The sequence below is a fragment of the Streptomyces sp. NPDC048424 genome (genome assembly GCF_040651555.1).
Taxonomy (GTDB): Bacteria; Actinomycetota; Actinomycetes; order Streptomycetales; family Streptomycetaceae; genus Streptomyces.
Genome location: NZ_JBEZKE010000066.1, coordinates 1 through 11,014, shown reverse-complemented (window position 1 = coordinate 11,014; position 11,014 = coordinate 1). Strand labels below are relative to the sequence as shown.

The window sequence follows — 11,014 nt, the reverse complement described above, 5'->3', positions numbered from 1 at the left end:
TTGATTTTTGGCACGCTGTTGAGTTCTCAAGGAACGGACGCTTCCTTTGTACTCACCCTCTCGGGCTTTCCTCCGGGCTTTCGTTCTGTGTTCTTGCGTTTCCGACTCTATCAGATCCTTTCGGGCCTGACCCCCAGTCAGCGGGGTTTGTCTTCCGGGCTGTTGGGCCCTTCCGACTCCCGAACTCTAGTGGGTTTCCCCGGCGATTCATAATCGGCCTTCGGAAATAAATTCGGGCACGCCGAATTCGTTCCCAGTGGGAGATCGTGCTGAGTTGGGTGCCGCAACGAGGCGGCGGGATTCGTTGCCGCCTCAACCTTCCGGCTCAGGGACAACTCGAAGAACCTTACGGATCCACGAGGGTCGTGTCAACCCCGGTGGTCAGCTGGGGGACTGGAGGTCCTCCACGCGGTCCAGCAGCCGGGTGAGCATGTCGCCCAGCACCCCGCGCTCCGCCGTGGAGAGGTCCTGGAGGAGGTCCTCCTCGAAGACCGTGGCCGCGCGCATCGCGTCGAGCCACTTGCTGCGGCCCTCGTCGGTGAGCTCCACGATCACGCGGACCCGGTTGGACTCGTCCCGTTCGCGGGTGACCAGTCCTTCCGCGGTCATGCGGTCGATCCGGTGGGTCATCGCCGCCGGCGTGAGGCCCAGCTGCTTCGCGAGCTCGCTCGGGCCCATCCGGTACGGGGAGCCGGAGATGACGAGGGCCTTGAGGACCTCCCACTCCGCGTTGCTGATGCCCAGGGCCGCGGTCTGGCGTCCGTACGCGACGTTCATCCGGCGGTGCAGCCGGCTCAGTGCCGACACGACCTTCTCGACCTGGGGGTCGAGGTCCTGGAACTCGCGCTGGTAGACGGCGATCTGCTCATCGAGGCTCGGCTCGTGGACGGGCGTAGTGCCGTCGGGGGTGTCACCCATGGGTCGAAGTATGGCACGAACCCGTTGGCGTCTAACTCCTTCGATGTGTAGAGTTAAGGATCGAAGTTTAGATGTGAAGTTCTGAAGTCTTCAGTCTTCGGCTCTCAAAGGCAGGTGAGAAGTGACCAAGGTGATGGGCGCTGCGTTGCGGCGGATCCAGGCCGGGAACGCGCTGACCGCGTTCGGCATCGGTTTCACGGTTCCGTTCCTCTACATCTATGTGGCGCAGGTGCGAGATCTGGGCTCCATGGCCGCCACGAGCGCGTTCGTGGCGTTCGCCCTGGGCGCTCTCGTCGCGCTGCCCTTCACCGGTCGGGTCATCGACCGACGTGGTCCGGTGCCCGTGGTCATGGGTGCGGCCGTCGCCGCGTCGGCCGGTGCGCTCTCGCTCGGGCTGTCCACCGGCATCGTGCCCATCCTGCTGTCCGCGCTGACGCTCGGCGCCGGGCAGGCCGTGATGCAGCCGGCGCTGGCCACGATGATCGTGTGGTGCTCCACGCCGTCCACCCGGACCCGTGCCTTCGCCCTGCAGTTCTTCATGCAGAACCTGGGTCTGGGCATCGGCGGTCTCATCGGCGGCCAGATCGTCGACGAGAGCCGGCCCGGCAGCTTCACCCTGCTGTTCGGCATCGAGGCCGTGATGTTCCTGGTGCTGGCCGGCGTCATCGCCACCGTGCGTCTGCCGCAGGTGCAGGGGTTCAAGGACGCCCGGCCCAAGGACACGGCACAGGCGGGCGGCGGCTGGAAGCGGCTGCTCCGGCACAAGGCCATGGTGCAGCTGTGCGTGCTGGGCTTCGTGGTGTTCTTCGCCTGCTACGGGCAGTTCGAGTCGGGTCTGGCCGCCTTCGGTACCGAGGCCGCCGGGATCTCCCCGTCCACGCTCGGTTTCGCGCTGGCCGCCAACACCGGTGCGATCGTCGTCGCGCAGTTCGTCGTGCTCAGGCTGGTCGAGAAGCGCCGGCGGTCCCGGGTGATCGCGCTCGTCGGTCTGATCTGGACCGCGGCGTGGGTCATCGCCGGTTTCTCGGGCCTGGGGCACGGCAGCGCCATGATGGCCGCCGCCGCGTTCATCAGCACGTACGCGCTCTTCGGCATCGGCGAGGCCATGCTGTCGCCGACCCTGGCGCCGCTGGTGGCGGACCTGGCTCCCGAGGGCTCGGTGGGCCAGTACAACTCGGCCTTCGCGCTGGTCAAGCAGATGGCGCTGGCGCTGGGGCCGCTCGGGGTGCCGCTCGGTGCGGGCGTTCCGATGCTCTACATCGGCGTCTTCGTGCTCGTGTCGCTGGGGATCGCCGGTCTGGCGCTGCGGCTCGGCAGGCGGCTGAGCCCGGCGCAGGACAACCCGTGGCTGGCGAGCCGGGTCGTGGCGCAGGGCGGTCCGGTCGTGGCGGCCAAGGCCGACGCCGCCGCGGAGCCCGTGAGCGCGTAGGTCACGTACGGCAGGCATGGCAGGTACGGCACGTATATACGTACGTGCGTGCGGAAGGCCCCGGTCCTTGTGGACCGGGGCCTTCCGCGTATCCGGCTGTCCGTGCGGCCGGCTACTTGTCCGGCAGGGCGAACTCGCACCAGACGGCCTTGCCGCCGCCCGGGGTGCGGCGGGAGCCCCAGGACGAGGCGATGGTGGCGATGATCGAGATGCCGCGGCCGGTCTCGTCGCCCGGTTCGGCGCGGCGGCGGCGCGGGAGGTGGTCGTCCCCGTCGGTGACCTCGATGATCAGGCGGCGGTCGGTGCGGCGCAGTCGCAGGCGCATCGGCGGGGTGCCGTGCTGGAGGGAGTTCGCGACGAGCTCGCTGGCGGCCAGGACGCCGAGGTCGCACAGCTCGACCGGGAAGCGCCAGGAGGCGAGGACTCCCTGGGCGAAGGCGCGGGCGCGCGGGGCCGCCTCGATGCCGCCGAGGAGTTCCAGGGCGGCGTTGTGGAAGAGCTCGGCGTCCGCGCCGGTGCGGGCGGGCTGCTGGAGGACCATCACGGCGACGTCGTCGTCGTGGTCGGCGTCCACGCCGAGGGCGCGCATCAGGCGGTCGCAGATGACGGCCGGGGTGCCCTGGGCGCCGGAGAGGGCGCGTTCCAGGGCGGCGACGCCCTCGTCGATGTCCTCGCCGCGGCGTTCGACCAGGCCGTCGGTGTAGAGGACGGCGGTGGAGCCGGGGCCGAGGGCGATGGTGCCGGAGGTGTGGAGCCAGCCGCCGGTGCCGAGCGGCGGGCCGGTGGGGTCGGCGGCTCTGCGTACGGTGCCGTCCTCGTCGCGGACCAGGATCGGGAGGTGGCCGGCGGAGGCGTACGCGAGGAGGCCCTCGTTGGGGTCGTGGACGGCGTACACGCAAGTGGCGATCTGGCTGGCGTCGATCTCGGCGGCGAGGCCGTCGAGGAGCTGGAGCACCTCGTGCGGGGGCAGGTCGAGGCGGGCGTACGCGCGGACGGCGGTGCGGAGCTGGCCCATGACGGCGGCGGCGCGGACCCCGCGGCCCATGACGTCGCCGATGACGAGGGCGGTGCGGCCGGCGCCGAGGGTGATGACGTCGTACCAGTCGCCGCCGACGGCGGCCTCGGTGCCGCCGGGCTGATAGGTGGCGGCGACGCGCAGGTCGTCGGGCTGTTCCAGTTCCTGCGGGAGCAGGGAGCGCTGGAGGGTGACGGCGGCCTCGCGCTGGCGGCGTTCGCTGGCGCGGAGCCGTTCGACGGCTTCGGCGTGGTCGGTGACGTCGGCGAGGTGGATGAGGACTCCGGTGTGGTGGACCTCCGCCTCGCTCCCCGCTTCCGTGCTCGGGTTCGTGCGGGGCTTGGCCTCGGGGAACTCGACGGGGGTGCAGGTGACCGTGTACGAGTGGGCGCCGCCGGGTGCGGTGCGGTTCTTGGCGGTACGGGACTTGCCGCTGCGCTGGACCTGGTCGAGGAGCGGGAGCAGGCCGAGCTCGCCGAGTTCGGGGAGGGCTTCGTGGGCGGGGGCGCCGGGGGTGCGGGCGCCGAAGCCTGCGGTGTAGGCGTCGTTGACGTAGGCGACGCGGTGCTCGGGGCCGTGGACGAGGGCGACGAGGGCCGGGAGCCGGCCCAGGACCTCGCGTACGGAGAGTTCGTCGAGGGAGGGCACGGCGGCGAGGACGCCGGTCCGCTGGGCCGTGGTCGTGCCGCTGCCGGTACCGGCGCCTGTGCCTGATCCGCCGCCGGGGCCCGTGCCGGTTCCGGTTCCGGCGACCGTGGGGTCGGCGGGCTTGCCGTCGGCGGGCGCGGCCCGCTCGGTTCCGGGGTCGGCGCGGCCGCCGCGGGCTGCCGGGACCGCGCCTTCACCCCGCTTGGCCTGGGCGGCGGCGTGTTCGGTCCGGGCGGCGGCGCGGCGCTGCGTTCCGGGAAACCGGGCGCTCCAGCGCGTGAAGTTCACTGCGTTCAAGCCTCGTGGTGTCGCGAGTGGTCGCTGTGTCGCTCGTGGGCGGTCGCTGACTGGACGATGTCACTCTGTGCAGGGGTGAGCCCACCTATGGTCACACGTCCAGTGTGGCCGACCGCACTGACAACGTCAGCCCTGGCCGTTCTTCGGGGGGTTGGGGGCGGGGGGCGGGGGAGGGGGCTTCGGGCCGCCACCTGCGGCCAGTTCGAATTCTGCCCTGGGGTGTTCGAGGGATCCCAGGGAGACGATCTCACGCTTGAAGAGGCCGGAGAGCGTCCATTCGGAGAGCACGCGCATTTTCCGGTTGAAGCTGGGGACGCGGCTGAGGTGGTAGGCGCGGTGCATGAACCACGCCGGGTAGCCCTTGATCTTGCGGCCGTAGATGTGGGCGACGCCCTTGTGGAGGCCGAGGGAGGCGACGGAGCCCGCGTACTTGTGGGCGTACTCGGTCAGGACCTCGCCGCGCAGGGCGGCGAGGAGGTTGTCGGCGAGGACCTTGGCCTGGCGGACGGCGTGCTGGGCGTTCGGGGCGCATTCGGCGCCCTTCTCGGCCGCGGTGATGTCGGGGACGGCGGCGGCGTCGCCCGCGGCCCAGGCGTGCTCGACTCCTTCGACGGTGAGGAAGGAGGTGCAGGCCAGCCGGCCGCGCTCGTTCTTGGGGAGGTCGGAGGCGGCCAGGACGGGGTGTGGTTTGACTCCGGCGGTCCACACGACGGTGCGGGTGGGGAAGCGGGCGCCGTCGCTGAGGACGGCGACGCGGTCCTCGCAGGAGTCGAGCCGGGTCTCCAGCCGGACGTCGATGTTGCGGCGGCGCAGTTCGCGGACCGTGTAGACGCCCATCTCGGGGCCGACCTCGGGGAGGATCCGGTCGCTGGCCTCGACGAGGACCCATTTCATGTCCTCGGGCTTGATGTTGTGGTAGTACCGCGCCGCATAGCGGGCCATGTCCTCCAGCTCGCCGAGGGCTTCGACGCCGGCGAATCCGCCGCCGACGAAGACGAAGGTGAGGGCGGCGTCGCGGAGGGCGGGATCGCGGGTGGAGGAGGCGATGTCCATCTGTTCGATGACGTGGTTGCGCAGGCCGATGGCCTCTTCGACGGTCTTGAACCCGATGCCGTAGTCGGCGAGCCCGGGGACGGGGAGGGTGCGGGAGATGGAGCCCGGGGCGAGGACGAGTTCGTCGTACTCCATCTCGACGGGGCCGGTGCCCTCGTCGGCGGTGGCGAGGGTGGCGACGGTCACGGTCCGTTTGGAGTGGTCGATGCGCTGGGCCTCGCCGATGACGATGCGGCACTTGCCGAGGACGCGGCGCAGGGGGACCACGACGTGGCGGGGGGAGATCGCGCCGGCGGCCGCTTCGGGGAGGAAGGGCTGGTACGTCATGTAGGGCTCGGTGGAGACCACCGTGACCTCGGCTTCGCCGGCTCTCAGCTTTCGCTGGAGCCGGAGCGCCGTATACATGCCGACGTAGCCGCCGCCGACGATCAGGATGCGCGTACGGGGCGGGGTACCGGGGGCCGTGCCCCGGGAGTTAGCAGCCTTCACCATCCCATGACGCAACGTGGCCGGGAGTTTGTCCACAGGCCCGACAAATTGTGTGACCGGAGGTGGTGCTGGGGCGGGGTGGAAGAGGACGTTCGGTGTGGGCGTAAATCCGCAGGTCAGGGCGTGCGGAATGGGAGATTCCGGGGGTATGGAACGGAAAAGTGGGGGTGAATGCTCCGATCGGGCGGTGGTCCGTCCGGGGCTGCCTCTTCTGAATTGACTCTGGCTCAACTATGTTCGTATCTCGTCGAGGAGTAGTACGACCGGGCCCGAGACCGTGGCCCCCTCGACGTGAAGGCGGGGAGTGTCTCCGGGGGGAGACAAATGATTACCGGGGGAAACATATGAACATTTCCGATTTCCATGGTTCTGCGACCGCGCTCTCGGTCGAGAGCAACGGTCGCGCGCTCGCGGGCGGCACCACGCACGGCGTAGGCCGGTCCACGCCGCTGCGCGTCGACGCCCAGCGCAACCTGGAACACGTGCTGCGAGCGGCCCGCGAGGTCTTCGGCGAGCTGGGCTACGGGGCTCCGATGGAGGACGTGGCGCGGCGCGCCCGGGTCGGTGTCGGCACCGTGTACCGGCGCTTTCCGAGCAAGGACGTCCTCGTCCGGCGGATAGCCGAGGAGGAGACCGCGCGACTGACCGAGCAGGCCAGGACCGCACTGGGCCAGGAGGAGGAGCCGTGGCAGGCGCTGTCGCGCTTCCTGCGCACCTCGGTGGCCTCGGGCGCCGGGCGGCTGCTGCCGCCGCAGGTGCTGCGGGTCGGTTCGGCGAGCGAGGACGGGGCCGAGGAGGCCGAGGAGGCGCGGGTTCCGCAGCAGCGCCAGTCCACCGTGGCCGCCGGCTCCCCCGATCTGCGGGTCGTGGGCGCGCGGAGCGCGGCGGAGGACGAGCCCTCGGACGACGCGGGTGCCGGTGCGCTGCTCGAGGTCGTCGGACGGCTGGTGCACCGTGCGCGGGAGGCCGGTGAGCTGCGCGCCGACGTCACGGTGGCCGATGTACTGCTGGTGATAGCGACGGCGGCGCCCGCGCTGCCCGACCCGGCGCAGCAGGCGGCGGCTTCGACGCGGCTGCTCGACATCCTGCTCGAAGGGCTGCGGTCCCGGACGGCGTGACCTGCGCGGGTCGGCATCGGCTCGGCATCGGATTCGGCATCGGCATCGGCTCGGCGCCCCTTCGGCGCCGGGCGGATGCCCGCCCACCTCGAACGGGCGGGCTCTCATGCCGTTCGGCCGTTCGCACGCCGGGGCGATCATAGGGCGATTCGCCGAATGGTGCCCGGACGAGTGGATGGCGCGCAGAGGGGTTCGACGCGCGTCCGCCGTGTGACACGCTTGATTGGTGTACCGGTTGAGTGTGTCGTGCGGGGGCTTCCGCGATGAGCGTTGACGGGCGGGAAGAGCCACTCGGTGGCGGCGGCAGCGAGGTCGAGGCGGGCAGCCTGCCCGCACGGCAGGTGCCGGCCCAGCGCGAACCGGGCGGGCGGCACGCACGCCCCTCGGGCTCTTCCGGACCCGGCGGCATCGGGAGCGAAATCCCTCCGTCCGACGGCGACTTGATCGCACGGATGCGGGGCGGGGACGACGGCGCGTACGAGGAGCTGTTCCGTCGCCACGCCGATGCCGTACGGCGCTACGCGCGGACCTGCTGCCGGGACGGGCACACCGCCGACGACCTGACCGCCGAGGTGTTCGCGCGGACCCTGCAGGCGGTACGGGGCGGGGCGGGGCCGGACCAGTCGGTGCGCGCCTACCTGCTGACGACCGTGCGCAGGGTCGCCGCGGCCTGGGCGAAGACGGCCAAGCGGGAGCATCTCGTCGAGGACTTCGCGGTCTTCGCGGAGCAGGCGTCCACGGGTGCGGAGAGCGGAGCCGGGCTCTCGGGGCTGTCCGGGGACGACACGCTCGAACTGGGCGCGGACGTACGGGCGATGCACGAGGCCGAGCAGTCGCTGGCCATGCAGGCCTTCCGCAGCCTGCCCGAGCGGTGGCAGGCCGTGCTGTGGCACACCACCGTCGAGGAGGCGTCGCCGAGCGCGATCGCCCCGATGTTCGGGCTCAGCGCCAACGCGACGGCGGTGCTGGCCAGTCGCGCCCGGGAAGGGCTCAAGCAGGCCTATCTGCAGGCCCATGTGAGTGCGGCGCTGAGCGAGGGCGGCGACTGCGCGCGGTACTCGGACCGGCTGGGCGCGTACGCGCGGGGCGGGCTGCGGATGCGGGCGGAGCGGGGGCTGCGCAAGCACCTGGAGGAGTGCGTGAAGTGCCGGCTGGCCGCCGGGGAGCTCGAGGACGTCAATGCGGGGATTCCCGCGCTGCTCCCGGTCGCGGTCATCGGGTGGTTCGCCGCCGGGTACGCGGCCAAGGCCGCCGGGGTGGTGGCCGGTGGAGCCGTTGCCGCGGGCGGGGCCGGGGCCGCGGCCGCCGCCTCCGGGGGGTCGACCGCGGGGGCCGGGGCTGCCGGTGCTGCCGGGACCGCGGGTGGTGCCGCCGCGGGTGGTGTGGCGGGGGCCGGTGCCAGTGGCGGGGCCGCCGGGAGCGGGGGCGGGGCCGGGGGTGCGCTGGCTTCCGAGGGGCTCGGGCTGCCGGCCAAGGCCGCCATCGCCGCCGGGATCGCGGTGGCCGCGGCCGCCGGGGTGGTGTTCGCGCTCGCCGGGGACGATCCCGAGCCGCCGGCCCGGGCGAAGCCCGCGCCCGGTGTGGCGGCGCCGGTGGTGCCGGACGCGCCCGCGTCGCCCTCGGCCGAGCCGAGCCCGCCGGGGGAGCCGCCGCGCGCGCGGGGCTCCGTACCGCCGGCGCGGGTACCGTCGCCGACTCCTTCGGCTCCGGCTTCCGTGGCTCCCCCGGTCTCTTCGCCGTCCTCGTCTCCGCCGCCGTCGCCCTCACCTTCGCCGAGCCGGGAGAGGCCTGCGCCCAGGCCGTCGCCGAGCTCGCCGAAGCCGACCCCGCCGCCGTCGAAGCCGCCGCAGGGGTTCCAGCTGGCCCTGCTCGGCCAGTCGGCCTTCGGGGACCACAGCGGGCCCGAGGTGCAGACCTGGCGCAGCAGCTGGGTGTGGCAGCGCTGGGGGCTGGAGGTGGGCGGCCGCCGCTTCGCGCAGGGCATCACCGTGAACTCGCGTTCCTCGGTGGAGATCGCCCTCAACCGGCAGTGCACGAGCTTCTCGGCGCAGGCCGGGGTGGACGGGCTGTCGCTCCACACCGGCGGCTCGGTGCGGTTCTCCGTCTACGCCGACGGGCAGCGGCTGTGGCAGTCCGCCGCGGTCGGCGACGAGGACCCGCCGGTGGGCGTGCAGGTGTCCCTCGCCGGCCGCAAGACGCTGCGGCTGGTGGTGGAGAAGGCCGGGCCGGGCAGCCTGCCGACGCTGGCGAGCTGGGCCGACGCCGTGATCAGCTGCCGGTGAGCGTGGCGGTGAGGGCCGCGGCGAGCTCGGCCGGGGTCAGTGCGGCCCCGGCGGACTCCTCCCGGGCGTAGCGCGCGGGGCCGAGCAGGGCGCGGGTCCGTTCCGGGAGCCCGTCCACGGCGCCGCTCTCGGGGACCGCGCGCGGATGGCCAGCGCGCCAGGCGGTGGCCGCCGCGAGGGCCCGTACGGCCTCGGCGGGCCGGCCGTCGTCGGCCAGCAGCACGGCGGCCGCCTCGGCCATGCCGGCCAGGAAGCGCTCCGCGCAGCGGGCGGTGACGGCCGCGGCGAGGCCGGGCCCGATCTTGGCGAGTCCGGCGGCCGGGCCCTGTTCGTGGGCGGTGAGGACGGCGTCGATGCTGTCCAGCCCGGCGGTGAACTGTGCGGGCACGGTGATGCGCACGGATTCGGCGCGGGCCCGCTCGCACTCGATCCGGGCCGCTGCGAGGTCGCCGCGCTGGAGGGCGAGCAGGGCGGCGAGGAGCCGGGCGAAGCAGCTGACGTCGTGCACGCCGCCGTGGCGGCCGGACTCCTGGTCGGCCTGGGCCAGGAGGCGTTCGGCCTCGTCGAAGTCGCCGGCGCAGTAGGAGGCCTCGGCGATCCGGGCGAGGGCGAAGGGCGCCTCGATGTGGGCCCCGACCTCGCGGGCGAGGCGCAGGCACTCCTCGTACTCGGTGCGGGCCTCGGCGTACCGGCCGCGCGAGAGGGCGACCTCTCCGGCGGCGCTCGCCACCTGGGCGCGGGTCCAGCGGTCGCCGACGCGGTGGGCGATCTCGTGGAGTTCGGCGAGGTCGGCGTCGACGGTGGGCAGGCCGCCGATGACGTCGATGGCGACGTGGGTGCGGAGCATGAGGGCCACGCCGAGTTCCCAGTCACCGGCGTGGAGGCGGCAGTTGGCTACGGACTCCTCGAGGTCGAGGTGGAAGTCGAGGGGGTTGCCCACGAGGAAGGCGGTGGTGGGCCAGAGCATCCCGGGGAAGAGGGTGGTCTCGGGGGAGCCGTGGCGGAAGGTCTCGCGGATGCGGAGGGCGATGGCGCGGTACTCGGGGGTGTGGAACTTCGCCGCGGAATGGCTCTCCGCGAGCAGGAACATGCCGAGGACCTGGAGGCGCATGTAGCGCCAGTACGCGGGCGAGCCCTCGGGCGGTTCGGCCGGGGTGAGGGCGAGGATGCGGGCGGTCCACTGGGCGCCCTCGGCGCGGTAGTTGCGCAGCCACCAGAACCAGCCGAGGGCGAAGGCGAGGCGCTGGGCGGTCTCGATGTCGGGCCCGATGTGGGACCCGTTGTCGGACCCGTTGTCGGTCCTGATGTGCGTCTCTTCGACGGCGGTGTTGTGGAGGGCGGTGCGGAGGTTGTCGAGCTCGGTCTCAACGCGCCGGATCCAGGGGAGCTGGGCGGCGGAGCGGATCAGGGGATCGGCCTCCTCGGCGAAGGCGAGGTAGTGGGCGGCGTGGCGGCGGGCGGTGGCCCGGACGTCGGCCGGGTGGGCGGCGGCGCGCTCGGCGGCGTACTCGTGGATGGTTTCGAGCATGCGGTAGCGCATGCCGTGGCCCGGCAGCGCGAGGCCCTCGTCCGGTTCGGCCAGGACGAGGGATTTGTCGACGAGGGAGCCGAGGACGTCGGCGGTGTCGTAGGACGGGTCGGCGCACACGGCCTCGGCCGCCGCGAGGTCGCAGCCGCCCGCGAACACGGACAGCCGGCGCAGCACGGTGCGTTCGGGCTCGTCGAGGAGGTCCCAGGACCAGTCGACGACGGCGCGCAGGGTCTG

General features: G+C 72.7%; 7 protein-coding genes. 3 read left to right on the top strand and 4 right to left on the bottom strand.

The features are described from left to right. Positions 1-381 precede the first annotated feature (381 nt). Complete coding sequence (locus tag AB0D29_RS38265; protein WP_362815129.1) at positions 382-918, bottom strand: MarR family transcriptional regulator; 537 nt, start codon at positions 916-918, stop codon at positions 382-384. Between the two features lie 133 nt (positions 919-1,051). On the opposite strand from AB0D29_RS38265, the gene AB0D29_RS38260 reads away from it, so the two are divergent. Beyond that, on the top strand, positions 1,052-2,347 hold the full coding sequence (locus AB0D29_RS38260; RefSeq protein WP_362860457.1) for an MFS transporter: 1,296 nt from the start codon (positions 1,052-1,054) through the stop codon (positions 2,345-2,347). A gap of 112 nt (positions 2,348-2,459) precedes the next feature. Here the strand turns inward: AB0D29_RS38260 and AB0D29_RS38255 are convergent, their stop codons facing one another. Both AB0D29_RS38255 and AB0D29_RS38250 read right to left on the bottom strand, forming a co-directional pair. Then, positions 2,460-4,298 carry an ATP-binding SpoIIE family protein phosphatase gene (locus tag AB0D29_RS38255; protein ID WP_362860456.1) on the bottom strand — a complete coding sequence of 613 codons (1,839 nt, stop codon included), beginning with the start codon at positions 4,296-4,298 and terminating at the stop codon, positions 2,460-2,462. A 135-nt stretch (positions 4,299-4,433) separates the two neighbouring features. After that, the gene (locus AB0D29_RS38250) at positions 4,434-5,852 is read right to left on the bottom strand and encodes an NAD(P)/FAD-dependent oxidoreductase (RefSeq protein WP_362860455.1); all 1,419 of its coding nucleotides are present in this window, start codon (positions 5,850-5,852) and stop codon (positions 4,434-4,436) included. Between the two features lie 341 nt (positions 5,853-6,193). Here AB0D29_RS38250 and AB0D29_RS38245 point away from each other — a divergent pair, with 341 nt between their 5' ends. Continuing rightward, on the top strand, positions 6,194-6,967 hold the full coding sequence (locus tag AB0D29_RS38245) for a helix-turn-helix domain-containing protein (protein WP_362860454.1): 774 nt from the start codon (positions 6,194-6,196) through the stop codon (positions 6,965-6,967). A 263-nt stretch (positions 6,968-7,230) separates the two neighbouring features. After that, positions 7,231-9,249: a sigma-70 family RNA polymerase sigma factor gene (locus tag AB0D29_RS38240; protein ID WP_362860453.1), complete on the top strand. Its 2,019-nt coding sequence runs from the start codon at positions 7,231-7,233 to the stop codon at positions 9,247-9,249. Here the strand turns inward: AB0D29_RS38240 and AB0D29_RS38235 are convergent. Continuing rightward, positions 9,236-11,014: tetratricopeptide repeat protein (locus AB0D29_RS38235; RefSeq protein WP_362860452.1), on the bottom strand; the 1,779-nt coding region annotated here is incomplete at its 5' end. The two genes, AB0D29_RS38240 and AB0D29_RS38235, sit on opposite strands and share 14 nt — an antisense overlap.